Origin of the sequence: Burkholderia cepacia, assembly GCF_001718835.1 — a bacterium.
GTDB lineage: Bacteria > Pseudomonadota > Gammaproteobacteria > Burkholderiales > Burkholderiaceae > Burkholderia > Burkholderia cepacia_F.
The window spans coordinates 3178952-3200585 of the sequence record NZ_CP013444.1; the positions used below are offsets into that span (position 1 = coordinate 3178952).

The 21634-nt window shown below is 68.5% G+C and carries 22 protein-coding genes and 1 pseudogene; 16 read left to right on the top strand and 7 right to left on the bottom strand.

Annotated elements, in window-relative coordinates; all coding sequences use genetic code 11:
- Positions 1-82 precede the first annotated feature (82 nt).
- From WT26_RS33945 to WT26_RS33960, 4 genes and pseudogenes are all read right to left on the bottom strand, one after another.
- The gene (locus WT26_RS33945) at positions 83-451 is read right to left on the bottom strand and encodes a BMA_0021/BMA_0022 family TOMM bacteriocin (protein WP_059716366.1); all 369 of its coding nucleotides are present in this window, start codon (positions 449-451) and stop codon (positions 83-85) included.
- Positions 452-470: 19 nt separating this feature from the next.
- Entirely contained in the window at positions 471-815 is a 345-nt protein-coding gene (locus WT26_RS33950; RefSeq protein ID WP_059716365.1) for a BMA_0021/BMA_0022 family TOMM bacteriocin, read from the bottom strand.
- 33 nt (positions 816-848) lie between these two features.
- A pseudogene (locus WT26_RS33955) lies at positions 849-4907 on the bottom strand (TOMM system kinase/cyclase fusion protein).
- Positions 4904-5905: an FHA domain-containing protein gene (locus tag WT26_RS33960; protein WP_069274998.1), complete on the bottom strand. Its 1002-nt coding sequence runs from the start codon at positions 5903-5905 to the stop codon at positions 4904-4906. Before WT26_RS33960 ends, WT26_RS33955 begins: the two are co-directional and overlap by 4 nt.
- 93 nt (positions 5906-5998) lie before the next feature.
- Between WT26_RS33960 and WT26_RS37890 the strand changes: the two genes are divergently transcribed.
- The 9 genes from WT26_RS37890 (at position 5999) to WT26_RS34000 (ending at position 11585) form a co-directional block, all read left to right on the top strand.
- The gene (locus WT26_RS37890; protein ID WP_155123287.1) at positions 5999-6286 is read left to right on the top strand and encodes a hypothetical protein; all 288 of its coding nucleotides are present in this window, start codon (positions 5999-6001) and stop codon (positions 6284-6286) included.
- A gap of 129 nt (positions 6287-6415) precedes the next feature.
- Positions 6416-6775, top strand: a complete 360-nt coding sequence (locus WT26_RS33965) for an ArsR/SmtB family transcription factor (RefSeq protein WP_069274999.1) — start codon at positions 6416-6418, stop codon at positions 6773-6775.
- Positions 6756-7241, top strand: coding sequence for an SRPBCC family protein (locus WT26_RS33970; RefSeq protein WP_069275000.1), 486 nt, complete (start codon positions 6756-6758; stop codon positions 7239-7241). The genes WT26_RS33965 and WT26_RS33970 overlap by 20 nt, the downstream gene beginning before the upstream one ends.
- Before the next feature lie 70 nt (positions 7242-7311).
- Positions 7312-7779: an SRPBCC family protein gene (locus tag WT26_RS33975; protein WP_069275001.1), complete on the top strand. Its 468-nt coding sequence runs from the start codon at positions 7312-7314 to the stop codon at positions 7777-7779.
- Positions 7780-7939: 160 nt separating this feature from the next.
- Complete coding sequence (locus WT26_RS33980; RefSeq protein ID WP_069275002.1) at positions 7940-8578, top strand: 2-hydroxychromene-2-carboxylate isomerase; 639 nt, start codon at positions 7940-7942, stop codon at positions 8576-8578.
- A 144-nt stretch (positions 8579-8722) separates the two neighbouring features.
- Positions 8723-9496 (top strand): CoA transferase subunit A, encoded by a 774-nt coding sequence (locus WT26_RS33985; RefSeq protein WP_059737634.1) that lies wholly within the window; start codon positions 8723-8725, stop codon positions 9494-9496.
- 37 nt (positions 9497-9533) lie between these two features.
- A complete protein-coding gene (locus tag WT26_RS33990) occupies positions 9534-10241 on the top strand; it encodes a 3-oxoacid CoA-transferase subunit B (RefSeq protein ID WP_059716408.1) in 708 nt (235 codons plus the stop codon).
- A complete protein-coding gene (locus WT26_RS33995) occupies positions 10238-10876 on the top strand; it encodes a 2-hydroxychromene-2-carboxylate isomerase (protein ID WP_069275003.1) in 639 nt (212 codons plus the stop codon). Before WT26_RS33990 ends, WT26_RS33995 begins: the two co-directional genes overlap by 4 nt.
- Complete coding sequence (locus WT26_RS34000; protein WP_010095063.1) at positions 10869-11585, top strand: Crp/Fnr family transcriptional regulator; 717 nt, start codon at positions 10869-10871, stop codon at positions 11583-11585. Before WT26_RS33995 ends, WT26_RS34000 begins: the two co-directional genes overlap by 8 nt.
- 15 nt (positions 11586-11600) lie before the next feature.
- Here WT26_RS34000 and WT26_RS34005 read toward each other — a convergent pair whose 3' ends face one another.
- The gene (locus WT26_RS34005; RefSeq protein ID WP_069271732.1) at positions 11601-12584 is read right to left on the bottom strand and encodes a LysR family transcriptional regulator; all 984 of its coding nucleotides are present in this window, start codon (positions 12582-12584) and stop codon (positions 11601-11603) included.
- 101 nt (positions 12585-12685) lie between these two features.
- Between WT26_RS34005 and WT26_RS34010 the strand changes: the two genes are divergently transcribed.
- Complete coding sequence (locus WT26_RS34010) at positions 12686-13918, top strand: MFS transporter (protein WP_069271733.1); 1233 nt, start codon at positions 12686-12688, stop codon at positions 13916-13918.
- 337 nt (positions 13919-14255) lie between these two features.
- Positions 14256-14948, top strand: a complete 693-nt coding sequence (locus tag WT26_RS34015; protein WP_069275233.1) for a phosphatase PAP2 family protein — start codon at positions 14256-14258, stop codon at positions 14946-14948.
- Between the two features lie 97 nt (positions 14949-15045).
- Here the strand turns inward: WT26_RS34015 and WT26_RS34020 are convergent, their stop codons facing one another.
- Both WT26_RS34020 and WT26_RS34025 read right to left on the bottom strand, forming a co-directional pair.
- Positions 15046-16116 (bottom strand): rhodanese-like domain-containing protein, encoded by a 1071-nt coding sequence (locus WT26_RS34020; RefSeq protein ID WP_069275004.1) that lies wholly within the window; start codon positions 16114-16116, stop codon positions 15046-15048.
- A gap of 117 nt (positions 16117-16233) precedes the next feature.
- Positions 16234-16887: a peroxiredoxin gene (locus WT26_RS34025; RefSeq protein WP_069275234.1), complete on the bottom strand. Its 654-nt coding sequence runs from the start codon at positions 16885-16887 to the stop codon at positions 16234-16236.
- Between the two features lie 303 nt (positions 16888-17190).
- Between WT26_RS34025 and WT26_RS34030 the strand changes: the two genes are divergently transcribed.
- The 5 genes from WT26_RS34030 (at position 17191) to WT26_RS34045 (ending at position 21609) form a co-directional block, all read left to right on the top strand.
- On the top strand, positions 17191-17403 hold the full coding sequence (locus WT26_RS34030; RefSeq protein ID WP_069275005.1) for a DUF1059 domain-containing protein: 213 nt from the start codon (positions 17191-17193) through the stop codon (positions 17401-17403).
- Between the two features lie 458 nt (positions 17404-17861).
- Complete coding sequence (locus WT26_RS34035; RefSeq protein ID WP_230461684.1) at positions 17862-18149, top strand: hypothetical protein; 288 nt, start codon at positions 17862-17864, stop codon at positions 18147-18149.
- Positions 18150-18233: 84 nt separating this feature from the next.
- Complete coding sequence (locus WT26_RS34040) at positions 18234-20357, top strand: hypothetical protein (RefSeq protein WP_230461685.1); 2124 nt, start codon at positions 18234-18236, stop codon at positions 20355-20357.
- A gap of 166 nt (positions 20358-20523) precedes the next feature.
- Positions 20524-20700 carry a hypothetical protein gene (locus WT26_RS38225; RefSeq protein WP_196222174.1) on the top strand — a complete coding sequence of 59 codons (177 nt, stop codon included), beginning with the start codon at positions 20524-20526 and terminating at the stop codon, positions 20698-20700.
- Positions 20701-21609 carry an HTH-type transcriptional regulator ArgP gene (locus WT26_RS34045; RefSeq protein WP_069275006.1) on the top strand — a complete coding sequence of 303 codons (909 nt, stop codon included), beginning with the start codon at positions 20701-20703 and terminating at the stop codon, positions 21607-21609.
- Positions 21610-21634 lie beyond the last annotated feature (25 nt).

Below are 21634 nucleotides of genomic sequence, written 5' to 3' on the forward strand. Positions count from 1 at the left end.
TGCAAGGAATGGCTGGCGAAGACGGCGCGGCCCGTCCGTCTGGAACGGGCCGCGCCGCGGTACGTGACTCAGGCGCGCAAGGTCAGCAGCAGGTGAACAGGTAGGTTGGCCCGGCGTCGCAGTAGGCCGCAAGCGCAACAGCCTCTTCGCCCCGGCTCTCCGGCCGCTCCGGTATGCCGACCCACATGGTGTTCCGCGGCAGGTGCCAACTCCCTTCACCACTCCCGTCACTGCCGCTCTTCCAGCCATAGTCGCCTTTCGGCTTGACGATCTCGAGCTCGATAATCCACGGACATTGGTAACCGAAGTATTTCGCGAGCGCCTCGAACGGGTTCTTCAGCAACTCGTCCTTGAACGTCTTGTCTTGCCAGGAAAGCGCGATCGCGCGCAAATACACCTTCTGGAACTCCAGCATCGATTCGAGCGTCGGATTAGCGTTGTTCTGTGCCATGTCAAATTCCCTGATGTCATCAATCGATGATGGTGATGTGGTTCGCGTTATAGGCGGCGAGCGCCTGCGCGAACTGCTTCTCGTCCGCGGGGGCGGGAGGCAGGATCAAGGTGAGCTTGTTTTTCCGGCCAGCGGTCCAGTCACCGTTGACGGCCGGGGTCCAGGTCGACGATTTGGGCTGCACCTGCAGGTCGAGCTGAAACGGATAGTCGTAGCCGAAATGGTCGCGCAACGCCTTGACCGGATCTTTCTCGAGCTCCTTGAGAAATTCCTTGGACTGCCATGCAAGGGCGATCGCCTGGATGATCGCGGTTCGATATTCGAGAAACTGCTCATACGTCGGCAAACGGTGTTTGTCGTTCATCGGTGTGTTCTCCTGAAAGAAGAATGGAACCACTTACTGCAACGCATGCAACATCTCCTCGGCGCGCCTGACGATGCGGACCATGCCCGCCGTTGTTGCAATCCCGAATGCGCGCCGGCACGCGGCCAACGCGGCTTCGCCGCTGCCGGGCCGGTCGGCCTGGCGCAGGTACTCGCACTTTTTCAGCAGCAGTTGTGCTTCGTAATACCGTTCGCCGGTCGACTCGCACCATGCGAGGCATTGCTCGATCTGCGCGAGCGCTGCGTCGTAGTCGCCGCGCTCGGCATCCAGCTCGGCGAGCAGCGACGCGTAGTAGGTCAGGCCGAGCAGCCCGCCGGATTGCCGCTGCGCCTCGAGGTGCGCGGCGGCCCCCGCGCGATCCGCTCGCGCCCATGCATGAATGATCGCGACGTAGTGCTCGACCGCGCGCAGCCGATGCGCGTCCGACAGGCGGAGAATCGCCTCCGACGCGGCGCGGGCCGCGTCGCGGTCACCGGTCAGTTGGTACATGCGCGCGAGGTACATCATCGTGACGCCAAGCGTCGGCAAATGGTCAAGGCAGGTCGCACAGTGCACGGCCTCGCGCGCCATCGCGAGCGACGCCTGCGGATCGTCGTCGACGCACCAGAGCACGCTCGCGAGCGACGCCATCGTCCACGCGCGCGTATCGAGCCCGAGGATGCGCCGATGGTCCGCGTCGCGCCGCACGTCGTAGCCGGCAAGCGCCGCTTCGAAAGCCACCCGGGCGCGCGCATAGTGGCCGTCGACCCACAGGCTCATGCCGCGCATCGCGTCAGCCGCGACCTGAACGCCGGCCTCGCCGCGATCGGCGGCGAGCGCGTCGAGCTGCATGGTGATCCCGCGCACGGTGGGGCGATCGCCGGCGACGTGGTAGTAGGTCGACAGCGTCCATAGCGCGCTGATCGCGAGCTCCTGGTCGTCGAGCGTCCGCACTTGCCGCAGGAGCTGCTCCGCATGCTCGCGCACCTGCGGATCGGCCCAGCCGAACCGCGCCATCGTCGCGTGCGTCAACGTGGCGCGAATGCGCGCGCTGTCGTGCTCGCGCTGCGCGTAGTCGGCGTCGACGAGCCAGTCGGATACTGACTGCCCATAGCGGATCGCATCGTCGTACCGGGAGCGTTCGAGTGCGCGACGCGCCGCCTCGATGCCGTGGCCGATCGCGTCGGCGAAGGCGCCTGCGCGCGCGAAGTGCCCGGCGACGCCAAACGCATGTGCACCGGCGCCGCGACCGGCTTACGCAACCAGCGCGCGGCCGACGCGCGCATGGTTGCCGCGCCGCAGCTCGGGCGGCATCGACGCATACGCCGCATCGCGAATCAACGCATGGCGGAACGAATAGACCACGCGATCGCGCCGATGTTGCGCGTACAGGATCCGTTCCTCGAGCAGCAACTGCAGGTGCGCGTCGAGCGTCGCGCGATCATGCGGCGAAGCCGCGACGAGCAGTTGCGCATCCACCTCGAGCCCGATCGTCGCGGCGAGCTGCGCGGTGTCGCGTGCGTCGTCGATCCGGTCGAACGCTCGACCGAGCATCCCGCCGAGACTGAGCGGAAGCGGATAGGGGTCCGTTGCCCGCAGGCCCGGCAACGCGCCGTCCGCGTGGGTCATCGCGCCGCTCGTCATGAGCTCGTGCGCGACAGCCTCGATGAACAGCGGAATGCCCGCCGTGCGGTGAGCTAGCAAATCGAGCAAGGCCGGATCGAGCGCGCGCTGGCCGACCAGCGCCGAAACCAGGCGCCGCGCATCGTCGCGCGGCAGGCGGCGCAACACCAGGCGCTTCGTCGCGCCGCGCCAGCGCGCGAGCTTGTCGGGGCGCGACGTGAGCACGACGCAGATGGCCCGCGCCCGCGGCGAGCGCCGCAGGTACGCAAGAAAATCCTCGGTCGTGCGGTCGATCCACTGGACATCCTCGACGACGAACAACACCGGCGCGCCATTGCCGAGCGACACGATCAGTTGCTCGAGGACGTCGAACAATGCGTGTTGTTCGCGCGCACTCGACCACAGGAATCCCTTGTCGTCGCAGGGCACCCCCAGCCAGGTCGCGAGTGCGACACGAGCCGCCGCGTGATCGCATTCGAGCGGCGCGATCATGGTATCGATCGCCGCGAGTGCGAGACCCGCCGGGTCGTCGGCGTCGATATGCCAATGCGCGGCGATGAAGCGCAGGACCGGAAACAGTGCGTGATTCTCCCGCTCGGGCAGGCACCCGCAATACGCGCACGCAGAACCCTCGCCCCGGACGGCCTCGCACAACTCGTGCACGAGGCGCGATTTGCCGAGCCCCGCGTCGCCGACGACCAGCCGCGGCACACCGTGCGGCACAGGCTCGCCATGCGTGTCGCGACGCTCGCGTGCGAGCGCCTCCTGCCACGCGCGCAGCAGCGCGTCGAGTTCGCGCGCGCGGCCGATCATCGGTGCCCGCATGCCGGCGTCGAGCGAATCGAACGGCGTATCGGCGCGCCGCTCGCCGAGCAATTCGTGAACCGGCTGCGGCACGAGGCCCGCCCGCGTCAGCCACATCGAGGTCGACCGATAGTCTGCGTGCCGCTCAAGGGACAACCGGGCATCGTCACTGACCAGAATCTGTCCGGGCCCGGCAAGCCGCAGCAGCCGCGCGGCCGCGGCAGGCGTCGATACGCCCGACATCTGCGACGCATGGGCGAGAACCTGCCCGACGTGAATCGCGGCGGCCACTTCGACGCGCCAGCTTTCGCCGGCGGCGCGGCTGCCGGCGGCCGACGGCGCCGGCAGCCGGGCGCGCCCGGCCACCCGCACCATGTCGAGTGCCGCGCGCGCCGCGCGGCGCGCCGGCCGATCGATGTCGCCTTGCAGGCCGAAATGGAACAGCAGCGTGTCGCCGAGCCGTGCGTCGACCTGCGCGCCGTAACCGACGGCGATATCCACGCACTTCGTCTGCCATTGCTCCTCGTAGCCGTCGAGCACGTCCCCATGATCGGCGCCGGCATGCCGCTGCCGGCCCTCTCCGTCGATCGTGATGCAGCAGCACAGCGTGGTGATCTGCCGGTACTCCCCGACCGTGCCGGTCGTCTCGCCGCGCGGGCGCGCCCGCCGGCTTGCACGGAAGGCATCGAACTGGCCGACGAGCGCCGCGAAGTTGAGCGCGCGAAACGGTTCCGCGAGTTCGTCGGCCGACGCGGCGCGTTGCTCCGGCTTCTTGCTCAGCGCGCGCCGCAATACCGCGCCGAGCGGATGCGATGCGATCGGCGGAGGGAACACGACATTCACCGGGCTGAGCTGCTGATAGAGAATGTCGGCCACGCTCGCACCGCGCATGACGACCTCGCCCGTCAGGCATTCGATCACGACCAGGCCCCACGCATACAGGTCGCTTCTTGGCGTCGGCGGCTCGTTGCGCAATTGCTCGGGCGCGCAATATTGGGGCGAGCCGAGCACTTCGGTCGCCTGCGTCGCCGTCTGGCTCTCGACGCCCTTCATGCCGGGCAGCAACGCACCGATGCCGAAATCGAGGAGCTTCGCGTGCGGCCCGTCATCGGCCATCGCGATCACGATGTTCTGCGGCTTCAGGTCCCGATGCACGATGCCCCGGCGATGCGCGGCCGCGAGCGCGTCGAGCACCTCCGCCATCAGCCGGCCCGTGTCGACGGCCGACAGCGGCCCCTGTGCCGCGAGCCGGTCGCGCAAGGTCCGGCCCTGCACCAGCTCGAATACGGCGAACAGCCGGCCGTCGGGCGCTTCCCCCTTGTCCAGCAATGCCACGATGTTCGGGTGCCGCAGCGCCTCGCACAGGCCCGTCTCGCGCTGGAAACGCGCACGCTGGCGCGCGCGCTCCGTCGCGGTCTTCGTCGCATCGTCCCGCATCAGCTTGATCGCGACGGCTTGTCCCGTTTCGCAGCAGGTCGCGCGAAACACCACGCCGCTGCCGCCCTCGCCCAGCAGCGGGCCGAGACGGTAGCGCCACGTGCCGGCGAGTTCGGCGAACGGCGCGGCGGCGGCGGGCGGTGGCGCGGGCGGGCGCGGCTCCGGCGTCCCCGGCGCGACGGGCTCGCGGTACGCGGGAAGCAGCACGGCCGTTTTCAACGCGTTCATGGCGTTTGGACGACCGGCCCCGGCGACAGGCGGCGCACGCCGATGCGCGGATCGATGCCCGGCACCGACTCGCATTCGAGATGCGCGCCGCGCATGACGCGGAACGGGAAATCGCCGAACCTGACGCTGCCGCGCCGGCGCTCGACGAGCTGGCTCGCACCCAGCCCCGGCAGGGCTGCGAACTGGCTCCGGGCGCGGTGAATCTGCACGTTGACATGGGACGTATCGATGCCGAGCATGCGCGCCAGCCGATCGAGTTCGATCCAGCCTTGCGTGGCGGCGTCGTAGCCGGCCTGCATGTCGGCCGAGCGCGCGCGGGCAAGCGTGACGAGACTGTAGTGATGCGCGCGCTCGCCGAGATCGACCACGCCGCCGCGAACATGCAGCAGCATGCGCACATGCTCTTCGTCCCGGCTGACGAGGAATTCGAGCAGTTGTGCCGGCACGGCCGGATCGGCGGGCGCGGCGAGCAGCATCGTCGTGCTGCTGCGCGCGAGCGCGAGGCGCCACGCTGCGTCTCCGGCCGCGACTTCGTCGCCGTGACGCAAGGTTCGCGGCGGCAACGTGTCGTCACACAGCCATTCGCCGGCCGGCGACCGGACGATCGTGACCGGCTGCGCGGCGCGTGCGGCCAGGATCTGGCGCGGCGCGAGCACGATCGGATGCGCAGCGCCTCGTATCGGCCACAGCGTATCGGCCGGATCGTCGAGCGCTTCAACGCGCCACGGCGCGACGCCCATCTTCCCGAAGCGGATCACGTCGCCTTGCTTCAGCACCGCATGCTCGCCGTCGCGCAACGGTGCGCCCGATATCGACGTGCCGTTGCTGCTGTGATCGTGGAGCACCCAGCACCCGCCGATCCAGCGGATATGCGCATGGACGCGGGAAACCGACGGGTCCGGGATGACCGTATCGCAACGCGCGGCATCCCGGCCGAACACGTGATACGCGCGGAGCAGGCACGCTTCCCCGGAAGAATCGTTCATGAGTATCGCCATGGCTGCCCCGTATCGAATCCGCCCGGGTCGCTCGAGTGACGCATCGACGCAGCCGGGCAAGCGATTGACTCACTGATCGCGAACACGTTCGGAATGTTCGCCGCCTCGTTACCTGTTTCCGTCAGCTATCTGTTGAATCGTTGCTCGCCCGGCATATTTTTCGGCCAGCAAAATAATCGACACGTTTGTTATTTTAAATCCGCGCAACTTATTGAAAATCCTGCCAAACAATTAATCCCGCCGCAACCGCAAAGCGCCATCCGGAATCAGATATTGCAATGCTTTACATTTCCAGCCGAACCGCAGCCAGCCAATAAAAGGGCGGGATATCCTGACGCAATTTCGGATCGGATCATTTTACAAACAGGCACTCGCGCATGAATCCAATTTCCGATCAAATTCCCGCACCGCAAATAAAATCAAATCGTTTCGATTATTCATATAATCATGACCGGCATTTTCGGGATCGATGCCTGGCGATTTGCCCGGCCCTGTCCTATATTTAGCCGCATGGCTAACCTTGATGCCGGCCTCAGCGACGTGTTCCGTGCGCTGTCCGATCCGACGCGCTGCGCGATCGTCGGCGCGCTCGGCCAGGGCGAGCGGACCGTCTCCGCACTGGCCGAACCGTTCGACATGGCGCTGCCGTCGTTCATGAAGCACGTGGCGGTGCTCGAGCGCAGCGGCCTCGTGCAGACCCGGAAATCCGGCCGCTCGCGCACCTGCACGCTGGTCGGCAGCCGGCTGTCGGAAGCGGAGCAGTGGATCGCCGCGCAACGCGCGAAGTCGGAAGCGCGGTCCGACCGCATGGCCGAATTCTTCGAACGCCATCACGCAGAGGAGCAAGCCGATGTCACCCGAACCCGCTGAACCCGATGACACCCGCGACCTGGTCATCACCCGCGTCCTGCACGCGCCGCGCCACGCGCTGTGGCGCGCGTGGACCGACCCCGACCTGCTGAAGGAATGGTGGTGCCCGAAACCGTGGACCACCGAAGTGCGCGCATTCGACCTGCGTCCGGGCGGCGCTTTCCACACGTTCATGCGCGGCCCCGACGGCGGCACGAGCGACAACCCCGGCTGCTTCCTCGAAATCGTGCCCGAATCGCGCATCGCGTTCACGTCGATGCTCGCGGGCGGCTGGCGGCCGCATACGCCGTGGCTCGGGTTCACCGCGATCGTCACGCTGAGCGACGACGACGCCGGATGCCGCTACGAGGCGCGCGTGATGCATCCGGACGCCGCCACGCGCGAGCGCCATGAAGCGCTCGGATTCTTCGAGGGCTGGAACACCTGCATCACGCAGCTCGACGAACTGGCGGGCACGTTGCGTTGACCATGTGCCGACCGCCGATGCGCGACGGCACGCCCCGTGTTCGATCGAACGATTTTCCGGAGGGAGCGGCATGGCTCGCCTGAACTCGACCAGCGTCAGCCGGCATCTGAACGCGCCCCGCGCGAAAGTGTATCGCGCGCTGCTCGATCCGCACGCGGTCGAGCAATGGAAGGTGCCCGACGGCATGACGTGCCGCGTGCATGCGTACGACGCGCGCGAAGGCGGCGCGTTCCGCATCACGCTGACCTATGACGCACCGACCGACGCCGGCAAGACCACCGCGCGCACCGATACCTATCACGGCCGCTTCGTGACCCTTGTGCCGAATGAACTCGTCGTCGAGATCGACGTGTTCGAAACCGACGATCCGCTGCTGCGCGGCGCCATGACGATGACGATCACGCTGTCCGACGAAGCGGGCGGCACGCGCGTGGACGCCGTGCACGACGGGGTGCCGCCCGGCGTGCCGGCCGCCGACAACGAAACCGGCTGGCACATGGCGCTCGCGCGGCTGGCGGCGCTGGTCGAGACCAGTTGAAGGTTGACGGTCGAACGCCGCGCGCCGCCGAGGATGCGCGAAACCCGCCCGCATGCGACACTGGCCAGCATCCGCGACCGCCTCGACACGCCGTGCCTTCGTGCCTTCGCGCCGCCGTCACCGGCGGCCGCCCCACGCACACGCCTCGGAGAGCACCGCGATGAACACCGCGACCACCGCAGCTTGGTATTTCGATTTCGTTTCGCCGTTCGCCTATCTGCAACTGGAACAGTTCGACCGGCTGCCGCCGACGCTGGCCATCGAGCCGCGGCCCATCGTGCTCGGCGCACTGCTCGCGCACTGGGGCCAGAAAGCGCCGGCCGAGATCGCGGCGAAACGCGTCTTCACCTATCGCCACGCGCAATATCGCGCGGACAAGCTCGGCATTGCGTTCCGGATGCCGCCCGCGCACCCGTTCAATCCGATCAGGCCGCTGCGCCTTGCGATCGCAATGGGCGGCTCGCTCGACGCGATCCGCCGGATCTTCCGGCATATCTGGCGCGACGGCCAGGACGTGTCGACGCCGGAAGGCTTTGCCGCGCTGTGCGAAGCCGTCGGCTTCCCGGAAGGCGTGAGCGCCGTCGATGCGCAGGAAGTGAAGGACGCGCTGCGCGCGAACACCGACGATGCGATCGCGCATGGCGTATTCGGTGTGCCGACCTTCGAACTCGACGGCGACCTGTTCTGGGGCGAGGATGCGACCGACATGTTCGCCGACTGCGCGACGTCGCGCGCGTGGCTCGATTCGCCCGAAGTGCAACGCATCAGCGCGCTGCCGGACGGCATCCGGCGCGGTTGAGCCTGCGGGCCGGATGCGCTTCGCGACGTCCGCCCGATTCCGCCGCGCGCCGGCCAATCCCGCGCCGCAATTGTCATCCACAAGACAACTTCCGCCCGCCGCGCCGCCTACACTCGCGGCATCACAACCCGGGAGGAGACGCCGATGCGCTACGAGAACAAGGTGAGACCGGTCGACGACGCGCTGTCGCACGTGCGCTCCGGCAGCCGCCTGATGCTCGGCGAATTTGTCGGCGCGGGCGAAGCCGCCGTCTGCATCGACGCGTTGCTGCGCCGCGACGTGAACGGACTGACGCTGATCGCCAACACGCCCGGCCTGCGCGGCGGCTTCCTCAAGGCGCGGCTGTTCGCGTCCGGCCAGCTTGCCGAATTCATCGGCACGCACGTCGGCACGACCGACGAGTCGACGCACGCGTACCTGACCGACGCGGTGCGCGTGACGGAGTTCTTCCCGATGGGCACCTGGGCCGAGAAGGTGCGCGCCGGCGCGATGGGCCTGGGCGGCGTGCTCGTGCCGGTCGGCGTCGGCATCCTCGACCAGCCGGGCATGTTCCCCGCCCTCGATGCGCCGAAGCGGAAGATCGAGATCGACGGCCGCACGTGCTTCGTCGAGCCGCCGCTCACTGCGGACGTGTCGATCATCAAGGGCTGGCGCGCCGACACGTTCGGCAACGTCGAGTTTCGCGGCACGTCGCTGCAGAACCAGCGCGACATCGCGATGGCGGGCCGCTACACGATCGTCGAAGTCAACGAGATCGTCGAGGTCGGCGCGATTCCGCCCGAGCGGGTCGGTTGTCCCGGCGTATTCGTCGATGCGGTCGTGCAGGGGCTGACGCTCGACGAACAGCACGCGCTGTACCGCCGGCAATGGACGAAGCTCGGCCGGCTGCCGTCCGCCGACGACGCAACGCACGCCTGATCGACGCGCCCCCGCACACGCCATGAAGGAGACCGCCATGCCCGCCCCCGCGCTGCCCACGCATCCGAAACAACGCATCGCCGCCCGCTGCGCGCAGGAATTGCGCGCGGGCGAAGTCGTCAACCTGGGGCTCGGCATCCCCACGCTGACTGCGAACTATCTCGACGCCGACGCCGGCGTGATCTTCCATACCGAGAACGGCGCGTTCGGCTTCGGCGGCCGGCCGTCGCTCGACGCGCTCGACAGCGACGTCACCAACGCCGGCTGCGAGCCGATCACGTTGCCGCCCGGCGCGGCGCTGATGGATCTCGCGACGTCGCTCGGCGCGATGCGCAACGGCTACATCGACGTCACGATCCTCGGCGCGCTGCAGGTCGACGCGCAGGGCAACCTCGCGAACTGGGCGTGCCGGCGCGACGGCAAATGGTGGCCCGGGATCGGCGGCGCGATGGACCTGTGCCACGGCACGCGCAAGGTGATCGCCGCGCTCCAGCACACCGACAAGCACGGCCGCCCGAAGATCCTGCCGCGCTGCACGCTGCCGCTCACCGGCAGCGGCTGCGTGAAGGTGATCGTCACCGAGCATGCGGTGTTCGACGTGACGGACGACGGCCTGGTGCTGCGCGAAATCCTGTCGCATGCAACACTGGAGGACATCCGCGCCATGACCGGCGCGCCGTTCACGCTGGCGCCGACGCTGCACGCACATGCAGCGCAGGCAACCCCGGAAGGACTCGCGCGATGAGCCCCAAGCAAACCGCCACCTGGTATTTCGATTTCGTCTCGCCGTTCGCGTACCTGCAGCTCGAGCAGTTCGAGCGGCTGCCGCGGACCCTGACCATCGAGCCGCGCCCGATCGTGCTCGCCGCGCTGCTGAAGCACTGCGGGCAAAAAGGCCCCACCGAGATCGCCGCCAAGCGCGGGTTCATCTACCGCTACGCGCATTACCGCGCCGGGCAGCTCGGCATCGCATACCGGATGCCGCCCGCACATCCGTTCAATCCGATCAAGCCGCTGCGGCTCGCCATCGCGATGGGCGGCTCGCTCGATCCGATCCGCCGGATCTTCCGGCATATCTGGCGCGACGGCCAGGACGTGTCGACGCCGGAAGGCTTTGCCGCGCTGTGCGAAGCCGTCGGCTTCCCGGAAGGCGTGAGCGCCGTCGATGCGCAGGACGTGAAGGACGCGCTGCGCGCGAACACCGACGATGCGATCGCGCATGGCGTATTCGGTGTGCCGACCTTCGAACTCGACGGCGACCTGTTCTGGGGCGAGGATGCGACCGACATGTTCGCCGACTGCGCGACGTCGCGCGCGTGGCTCGATTCGCCCGAAGTGCGCCGCATCAGTGCACTGCCCGAAGGCATTCGGCGTGACTGAGCCGCCCGTCCCCGGCGCCGGCCCCGCGCGCCCCGGCATCAGCCGCGCACGGCTCGCGCATATCGCCGCGTGGTCGATCGAGCTGCCCGACGACGAGGCGGAGCGCGCCTGCGCGGGCATCGTCGAGAAGACGTTCGCGCGCGGCGCGTGCATCTGCCCGAAAAACACCGTGCTCGAAAGCTGGACCGGCGTCGTGACCGGCCTGATCAAGATCGGCACGGTGTCGCCGGAAGGTCGCAGCGTCACGTTCACCGGCGTGCCGGCCGGCGGCTGGTTCGGCGAGGGCACCGTGCTGAAGAACGAGCCTCGCCGCTACGACATCGTCGCGCTGCGCGACACGCGCATGGCCTTCATGGAACGGCCGACCTTCATGTGGCTCGTCGAGCACAGCGTCGCGTTCAACCGCTTCCTGGTCCGTCAGCTCAACGAACGGCTGTCGCATTTCATGGCGCTGCTCGAATACGACCGGCTGCTCGATGCGACGCCGCGGCTCGCGCGCTGCCTCGCGTCGCTGTTCAATCCGGTGCTGTATCCGGGCGGCGGCGATCATCTCGACATCACGCAGGAAGAGCTCGGCCTGCTGTCCGGCATCACCCGGCAGGTCGCGAACCAGTCGCTGAAGACGCTGCAGAAGGAAGGGCTCGTGCGGCTCGAATACGGCGGGATCACCGTCGTCGATCTCGCGCGCTTGCGTTGCTACGGCGCGTGATGCGCGCCGGGCGCGTCACCCGTCGTGCCCTTCGACCAGCCCCGGCACCGCCTCCCGCATCAGCGCGGCGAACCGCACGAGCCGCGACGGATAGAACTGCGCATACGGATAGGTCAGGTAGACCGGCAGCGGCGCGGCCTCCCATTGCGGCGCGAGGTGCACGAGACGCCCGTGCGCCAGGTCGTCCGCCAGCAGCCACGACGAGCCGACGCACGCGCCGATGCCCAGCAGCGCGGCGCTGCGCAGCGCATACAGGTTCGCGGTGCTGATGCGCGGCCGGATCGCGATGCGCCGCGTCTCGCCCGTGATCGCATGCGTGAGCGCCAGTTCGTTGCGATAGTAGGTGCTCAGCGACAGCCACGGCAGCGCGGCGAGCGCGTCGGGCTCGGCCGGCACGGGGGCGCCGTTCAGCACCGACGGCGCGGCGACCACGAAGCGCGGCACCTTCGACAGCCGGATCGCGACGACGCCCGGATCGGTCGGCTCGCCGACCTGGATCGCGCAGTCGATGCCACTGCCGATGAAATCCCGCACTTCGTCCTGCAACAGCCACTCCACCGACACGCGCGGATAGTCGCGCAGGAACCCCGCCAGCGGCCCGACGAAGCGCTCCTGCCCGAACGCGTGCGGCACCGCGACCCGCAGCAGCCCCTCGGGCTCCTCCTGCGCGCCGCGCAGGTCGGCTTCGAACGCCGCCCAGCTCGCCAGCAGCTCCTTCGCGCGCTTGAAGCAGCGCTCGCCGTCGACGGTCAGCCGCATCGTGTGCGTCGTGCGCTGCAGCAGCCGCACGCCGAGCGAGCGCTCGAGCGCCTGGAGCCGGCGGCTGATGGTCGGCTGGGTCGTGTTCAGTTGCGCGGCGGCGGCCGACAGGCTGCCCGATTCGACTATGCGCACGAAGGTTTCCATCAGCTCGAAACGATAGCCGGCGCCCTCCACCGGAACCGTGCGGTGACGTGCAGACCCGCCAGCTGCGGACTTGACAGGGGATTTCTCTTTCATACGCTGAACGTATAACAAATCTGCGCCGCACGCTACTACCGTCGCCCGCGCCGCGCCGGCAAACTCGCGTCCATTCCTTCACCCGACACAGGATGCCCGTCATGTCCACCCCGACGAACCTCGACGCCGCGGCCCGCGCGCCGCTTGCCCCGCCGCACGCGGCGGCCGCCACGCCGCTCGACGGCCGCCTCGTGCTGCTGCTCGCCGCCGCGGCCGGCCTCGCGGTCGCCCCGCTCTACTACAGCCAGCCGATGCTCGGCGTGCTCGGGCCCGATCTCGGCGCGTCCGGGCGCGCGGTCGGCCTCGTGCCGACGCTGACGCAGCTCGGCTATGCGCTCGGCATCCTGCTGCTCGCGCCGCTCGGCGACCGGTTCGACCGCCGCCGCGTGATCGTGACCAAGGCGGCCGCGCTGGTCGGCGCGCTGCTGCTGGCCGCGGCCGCGCCGTCGATCGGCCTGCTGCTGGCCGCGAGCTTCGCGATCGGCCTGTCCGCGACGATGGCGCAGGACGTCGTGCCGGCCGCGGCCACGCTCGCGCACGACGCGCATCGCGGCCGCACGGTCGGCACCGTGATGACCGGCCTGCTGATGGGCATCCTGCTGTCGCGGGTGATCAGCGGCTTCGTCGCCGAGAACCTCGGCTGGCGCACGATGTTCGTGATCGCCGCCGCGAGCGTCGCGGCGATCGGCGTCGTGGCCGCGCGCGGCCTGCCGCGCTTCGAACCGACGACGCGCCTGTCGTATCGCGCGCTGATGGGCTCGCTCGGCGAGCTGTGGCGCCGCCATCCCGCGCTGCGGCGCGCGGCGCTGGCGCAAGGCCTGCTGTCGGTCGGCTTCAGCGCGTTCTGGTCGACGCTCGCAGTGATGCTGCACGGCGCGCCGTTCCATCTCGGCAGCGCGGCAGCCGGCGCATTCGGCCTCGCAGGCGCGGCCGGCGCACTGGCCGCGCCGGTCGCCGGCCGGCTCGCCGACCGTCATGGGCCGGAGCGGATCACGCGGCTCGGCATCGGCATCGCCACGCTGTCGTTCGCGGTCATGGGGCTCGCGCCGCTGCTGTCGGCGCACGCGCAGCTCGCACTGCTCGCGGCGGGCACGGTCGGCTTCGACCTCGGCGTGCAGGCGACGCTGATCGCGCACCAGTCGATCGTGTACCGCATCGATCCCGCGTCGCGCAGCCGCCTCAACGCGGTGCTGTTCGTCGGCATGTTCATCGGCATGGCAGCCGGCGCCGCGATCGGCAGCCAACTGCTCGCGCAGTTCGGCTGGACCGCGGTGCTCGCGCTCGCCGTCGCGGCGTCGCTCGCGGCACTCGCCACGCGGATCTGGCGGCGCTGACGCGGCATGCGCGCCGGCACGGCCGGCGCGTTGCGCACAGGGCGGGCACGCATGTCGTGCCCGCCCTTTTTTATTTTCGTGCGGCTGACGCGCGAACGCGCGTCGTCCGGCAGGCCCGGCCGGCTCGCGAACCCGATGCGCGCGTGCCATGCAATGCGCAGGCCAATCGGTTCAATTTTTCCAGTTCACCGAATTATTTTTTTCAGGAGACGGCATCCGGCCCCTTTGTCGAAGGGCCTGTTTCATCAGGGGATTCCCGGTATTTTTTCGCATTTTCTTCGAAATAACGGGTGACATACTTGCCACCCCGTGGCGCTTGCGCCGAGAACTGCCGAACATGAACAGCTTCGATACCGCCATCCAGTTCTACCTCACCCGGATCACGCTCAGCCCGCTGATGAATCACGCGATCCGCGTGATCGCGGGCCTGTACACGTTCAAGGGCTTCGTGCTCGTTCCCGTGCTGTGCTGGCTGTGGTTCCAGCCGGGCCCGAACCGCGAGCGGCAGCGCGAGCAGGTCGTCGCGACGATCGCGAGCGGGCTCGTCGCGCTCGCGGTCGGCCGGCTGCTCGCCCAGGTGCTGCCGTTCCGCGTGCGGCCGATCTACAACCCCGAGCTGCACCTGCACTTCCCGTCGGATGGACTGCGCGCGGCCACGCTGCAGGCATGGAGTTCGTTTCCGAGCGATCACGCGATGCTGTGGATGGCGATCGCCACCGGCATCTTCATCATCGCGCGTCGCGCCGGCGTGTTCGCGCTGCTGTATGCGGTCGTGTTCATCTGCGTGCCGCGCGCCTATCTCGGCTTCCACTACCCGACCGACCTGATCGCGGGCGCCGCGATCGGCATCGGGATCGCCTGGCTGCTGACGCGCGACGCGATCCGCTCGCGCTTCGCGCCGCCGGTGCTGCGGCTGATCGGGCGCTTTCCCGCGCCGGCCTATACGCTCGCGTTCCTGCTGTGCTTCGAGCTGATCACGCAGTTCGACGAACTGCTGACGCTCGCGCAGTCAGCCACGCACACGATGTAATCGGAGGGCGTCGCGATGCTGCCGCTGCTGCTGTCACGTCGAACCACCGCGCGCTGCCGGTCGCTCGCGCCGGCGTCCCGCGATGCGGCCGCCGGCGCTAAAGCCGGCCGTTTACAACCGCGCGCCCCTCGGCACGCCAGCGCAGCATCCCGCCGCCGAGATTGGCGACCGTGTCGAAACCGGCCTTCAGCAGGATCACCGTCGCCTGCGCGGATCGCCCGCCGGCCCGGCACACGGTCACGACCGGCCGGTCGCGCGCGATCTCGCCGGCACGCGCGGCCAGTTCGCCGAGCGGAATCGGCGTCGCGCCGGGCAGGTGGCCGAGCGGGCCCGTGAATTCGTCCGGCTCGCGCACGTCGACCACCTGCACCGCCGGCAGATGATCCTCGAGCCATTGCGGATCGATTTCCCAGAACCCGGCGAACGTATAGACGAGCGGTGCCCAGCCGGGCTCGTCCTGGCGCTCCGGCGCGCTCGCCGCGACGCCGCATTGCAGGTTCGCCGGCACCGCGACGTCGATCTGGCGCGGGTGCGCGAGCCCGAGGTTGCGCATGTAGCCCGCGAAATCGTCTTCGCTCAGGTCGCCGCCGAGGCGCGGATTGAAGCGCCGCTCCTCGCCGACGCTCGTCACCGTGAGCCCGCGATAGTCGTGCGCCGGATACAGCAGGCACGCGGCCGGCAGCGTGAAGAGCCGGCCGTGCACCGCGCGATACAGTGCGCGCGGGTCGCCCTGCTGGAAGTCGGTGCGGCCGGTGCCGCGGATCAGCAGGCAATCGCCGGTGAACGCCATCGATTCGTCGTCGAGCACGAGGCTGATGCAGCCGCTCGTGTGGCCGGGCGTCGCGCGCACGGTCAGGTAGCGCGCGCCGAACGCGCAGCGGTCGCCGTCGCGCAGATAGCGGTCCGCGCCCGCCGCGCCGCTCGCCGCGGAAATGGCGATGGTGCTGCCCGTGCGCTGCTTCAGCAGCCACGCGCCCGTCACGTGATCGGCATGCACGTGCGTGTCGACGGTCGCGACGAGCCGCAGCCCGAGTTCGTCGAGCAGCGCCGCGTCGCGGCGCACCTGCTCGAACACCGGATCGATCAGCAGCGCTTCGCGCGACGCTCGATCGGCGAGCAGGTACGTGTACGTCGACGATTGCGGGTCGAAGAGTTGCCGGAAGATCATCGCGAAGTCGCTCCGCCTCCTGCCCTGCCGCCTTTCCCGGCGTCGCGCGCCGCGCCGCCCCCCGCCCACGCGGTCGGCCGCCTCGCGGGGCGAGCCGATCCGCATCCCGTCATGCCGTCAACGCGGCTGCGTCACGTAGCGCAGGTACGGCTTCAGCGTCCGGAAGCCCTGCGGATATTTCTGCTTCGCCGCATCGTCCGACACCGACGTCGGAATGATGACATCGTCGCCGGGCCGCCAGTTGACCGGCGTCGCCACCGTATGCCGCGCGTTGAGCTGCAACGCGTCGAGCAGGCGCAGCACCTCGTCGAAATTGCGTCCCGCGCTCATCGGATAAACGAGCATCGCCTTGACCTTCTTGTCCGGCCCGATGATGAACACCGAACGCACGGTCGCGTTGTCGACCGCCGTGCGCGGGCCGCCGCCGGCATTCGGATGAATCATGTCGTACAGCTTCGCGACCTTGAGCTCGTCGTCGCCGATCAGCGGATAGTTGACCGCGTGACCCTGCGTTTCCTCGATGTCCTTCACCCACCGCTGGTGATCGCTGACCGGATCGATCGACAGCCCGATGATCTTCGTGTTGCGCTTGTCGAATTCCGGCTTGAGCCCGGCCATGTAGCCGAGTTCGGTCGTGCATACCGGCGTGAAATCCTTCGGATGGGAAAACAGGATCGCCCAGTGGTCGCCGATCCATTCATGAAAGCGGATCGTTCCCTCGGTGGTCTCCGCGGTGAAATCGGGCGCGTCCTCGCCTAGTCGAATCGACATTTCGTCCTCCATGAAATGGAACCCTCGAAATCCTCATGACGCGCGCGGGACGCAGGCACGCACGCGCCGCGTCCCGCGCGCGCTTATAGCGTAGGTCAAATTGCGCGCGTCACGGGCGGCGCCGCGCAGCGCGCGGCCGCAAAGTGTCCGATCCCGCATGCGAGCGCCGCGGCGCCGAACCGCCGCGTTGCGCCGCCTATACTTTTTCCATCGATTCCCCGAACGTGACGCACGCGCCGCGTCGCGGCGCACCGGCGGTCGCGCAACGGCCCGGCCGGGCCCCCTTCCTGCAAGGAGAACATCATGTCTCGCCGCTATATCGATTGCCGCGAGTTTCCCAGCGCGACGAACTGCTCGGTCGCGATCTCCGCCGATTCCGACAGCGAACTGCTGGAGGCCGCGGTTCAGCACGCGGTCGCGGTGCACCAGCACGCCGACAGCGCCGAACTGCGCACGCAGCTGAAAGCACTGTTCCGCGACGGCACGCCGCCCGCCGAAACACCCCGGCAGCCATGACCGGCGCACGCGCTTGACCCCGCCGCCCCTGCGTCGGCCGCTACCTCCCCCGCATCGCCTTCCCTTCGCCCCCGCCGCGCCGGCGTCCCCGCCGGCCGGCGCGGTCATCGCCGGCCCGCGCATCCGCACCTCCGTTCCCCGCGCCGATCACGCGTGAAACGTTTTTCCGGCGTTGCAGCGTGGCGCGCGCGTCAGGAAAACAAATTCGCCCATCGAATCATCACGTTAGTACCCGTGGCACGGCGTTCGCTTACAACAGGATGCAGGTTCGCATGTGCGCGACATCGGCGCGCGCACGCCGGCGCGGTCGCGCCCACAGGAACAAGGCGGCGTCACCGACGCCGCGCCGGAACAGGCCGCTGCCCTGTCCGCGCGTTCCGTTTCGTTGAACCGGACACGTCCCGTGGGCGCCGATCGGCGCCGACACGCCAGGCAAGCCGGCGGACGGGAAGTCATTTTTGCAACGTCTCGAACGACGCCAGTCGCTTCAGGAGGGCACCATGAAAGTGCGAGGTACAAACGGATCGCTGCGCGTATGGCGCGCGGTGCTGACCGGTCTTTGCGCGAGCGCCGTCGCGTTCGCCGCGCTCAGCTCGCCGGCAGCGTTTGCCGCCGGCAAGGGACCACGCCACATCGGTCACGGCTCCCTGCCCGTGAAAGGAAGCATCCCCGCCAAGTTCCCGAAGCTTCCGACCGGCCCGCATCCGAGCGAGGCGAAGAGCAAGATCACCCCGAAACCACTGTAGGCATCGCGCTGAAGTCGTTGTCGGGAAAGGTTTCATCCATTCGATCACTGAGGCGAGAGGTATGCCATGAGTGCGATACGAACGTTGTTCCGATCCTCCGGGCCAATCGCGCGCGGGCTGGCCGCGGCCGGGCTCTGCGCCGCGGCGCAGGTCGCCCACGCCGTCCCGGCGGACGCGCAAATCGACCTGAAGGTGCTGGTGCTCGCCAGCCAGCAGGCCGGCAACTCGCCCGAGCTGCAGGCGACGCAGTCGATCCTCGACCGGCTGGGCGTGCCGTACTCGATCTACAACTACGACACCAACAATCCGACGCTGCCGCCGCTCGAAGCCGGCGACCATGCGCTGTACCAGGGCATCATCATGCCGGTCAGCGACGCCCGCTACATGAACCCGTTCGCCGGCGGCGCGCTCGCGACGACGCTCGCGCGCTACCAGTTCAAGTACAACGTGCGGCTCGCGAGCGTCTACACGTGGCCGGGCGATACCGGCTGCATGCAGTACGTCGGCTTCCGGGATACGTCGTCGTCACCGCTCGACACCATGCTGACGGCCACCGGCAAGACGCTGTTCCCGTACATGAACGCCGGTACGAGCACGACCAATCCGCTGACGGTGCAGAACGCGTGGACGTACTTCATGTCGCCCGCGAGCCCGCTGCCGGCCGGCACGACCACGACGACGCAGATCCAGGCCACGGCGTCGAACGGCACCACCTATTCGGTCGCATCGACCTGCCTGTTCGGCAACACGACGCCGCTCGCGGGCGACAGCACGTCGCGCGAGATCATGGCGGTGTCGTTCGACAACAACCCGTACCTGATGCATTCGATGACGCTGTCGTACGGCCTCGTCAACTGGGTCACGCGCGGGCTGTTCGTCGGCGTGCGGCACGTGTACATGGATCCGCAGGTCGACGATCTCGGCATCCCGGACGAGATCTACCCGTATGCGCAGTCGGACTCCACGGGCAACTGGTACGACGTGAGGACCGGCCAGACGACGAGCACGAGCCCCCCCGGCCAGTGCCCGCTCGGCAACCCCGTCGGCTCGACGGACCCGAACACGGGCACGACCGCGTGCGAATACCGGATGATCGGCGCCGACTTCGACAACACGATGGGCTGGCAGGACAACGCCAACGCCAACACCGCCAACGCGGGCGCGCTGAAGTTCACGATGGCGTTCAACGGATCGGGCTTCGGCACCGCTTATGGCGGCCAAGGGTTCTACCCGACGACGGGCACCGACACGCTGTCGGTCGAGACCAACGCGAACGAATACGAGTTCAAGTGGATCACGCATACGTACGACCACATCCTGCTCGATCCGCCGTTCACGACGTCGGCCTCGCAGGTCACGACCGAATTGCAGAACAACGACAGCGTCGCGCAGACGTTCGGCTTCGAGCGCTACAACAGGACCGTGATCGTCACGCCGGAAATCTCCGGGCTCTACAACGCGACGACGCTCGGCGCGCTGCGGCAGTTCGGGATCACGGTGCTCGTGTCCGATTCGTCGAAGCCGACGCCGCCGGTCGGCACGCCCGGCTGCCCGATCAACAACAACGGCGTCGCGTGGCCGCTGCCGCCGTACAACGCGGGCAAGTTCAACTGCGTGAACCCGAACATCTTCGAGATCCCGCGCTATGCGACCGCGCTGTTCTACAACGTGTCGCAGCCGGCGGAATGGGTCGCCGAATACAACTACTTCTACGGCGCGAACGGGATCGATCCGACGCGGTGGGGCACCGACCAGACCTATCCGCAAGTGCTCGACCACGTGTCCGACACGCTCGTGAGCTACCTGCTCACGTATGACCTGCGGCCGCTGATGTTCCACCAGTCGAACCTGCGGATGTACAGCGGCACGAGCTTCCTGCTCGGCGACCTGCTGAACGCGGTGCTGACGAAGTACAACAAGTACTACAAGGGCCTGCCGATCCGCAGCCCGTACCTGTCCGACGCCGGCACGCTCGCGAAGCAGCGGCTCGTGTTCAACTCGTCGAACGTGGCCGCCACGCTGAAGCCCGGCGTGTCGATCACGCTCAGCGCATCGCGCAGCGACGGACAATCGGTCGTGGTGCCGGTCACCGGCGTCACGTTCGGCACCGTGCACGAAACGTACGGCGGCCAGAGCAATTCCACGATCACGCTGCTCCCGGCGACCAGCTATACGACGCAGATCACGCCGGCGCCCGCCTGGCAATAGCCTGCCGACAGGCATACCGTTTCACGGAGGACGCCCGCCGCAAGGCGGGCGTTTTTTATCCACAGCCTGAGCACCGACCTGCGCCATGGGACCACTCGCAAATCTGTGAAACAATCCCGCTTCCCCTTTCAACCAGAATCCGGCGACTCAGCCAAGGAGCCGATCGATGATCATCTCGGGAAGCTGTCACTGCGGCAACATCTCCTTCGCGCTCGACTGGCGCGACGCCGCGCTCATCGAGCGGACCGCCGTCGCGTCCTTCGACGGGGAGGACACGGATGAGCGGCTCGCGCGCCGCAAGCGCAACTGGATACCGGACGTCGTGTTCCGCGAATGTCGCTGAATGTCGCTGACGATCGATCCCAAGCAGGCCGCCGCACTGCTGGCCGTCGCCGACACGGGCAGCTTCGAGCAGGCGGCCGTGCGCCTGCACTTGACCGCATCGGCCGTCACGCAGCGGGTCCGCGCACTGGAAGCGAGCCTCGGCACGCCGCTCGTGCTGCGCACGCGGCCGTGCCGCCCGACGGTGGCCGGGCAGCGCGTGCTGCAGCACCTGCGGCGCGTCGCGCTGCTGCAGGCCGACCTGCAAAGCACGCTCGCGACCGAACGCGAATCGCCGATCTCGGTCACGATCGCGCTCAATTCCGACAGCCTCGGCACGTGGTTTCTGCCGGCACTGACCTCCGTGCTCGCCGGCGAGCGCATCCTGTTCGAGCTGATCGTCGAAGACCAGGACCACACGTTCGCGCTGCTCGAAAGCGGGATGGCGGTGGGCTGCGTGACGACCGAGCCGAAGCCGATGCGCGGCTGCCTCGCGACGCCGCTCGGCACGATGCGCTACCGGCTGCTCGCGGCCGCCGCGTTCGCGGTGCGCTGGTTCCCGCGCGGGCTGAACCGCACGAGCGCGCGCAAGGCGCCCGTCGTCGCGTACTCGCGGCGCGATACGCTGCAGTCGTCGTTCCTGAAGGAGAAATTCGGGCTGCCCGAGGGCGCCTACCCGTGCCACTACGTGCCGGGCACCCATTCGCACTTCGCGGCGGTGCGGCACGGGCTCGGTTACGCGATGGTGCCAGAGCCGCTGATCGGCACCGCACCGCTCGACGCGCAGGGGCTCGTCGATCTCGCGCCCGCGCATCCGACCGACGTCACGCTGTACTGGCACGCGTGGACCGTGCAGTCGCCGACGATGGCGTCGTTGTCCGAACGCGTCGTCGAGGCTGCCCGCCGGCTGCTCGCGCCGCTCGCGCGCTGATCGCTTCGACGGCGCAGCGCCGCCG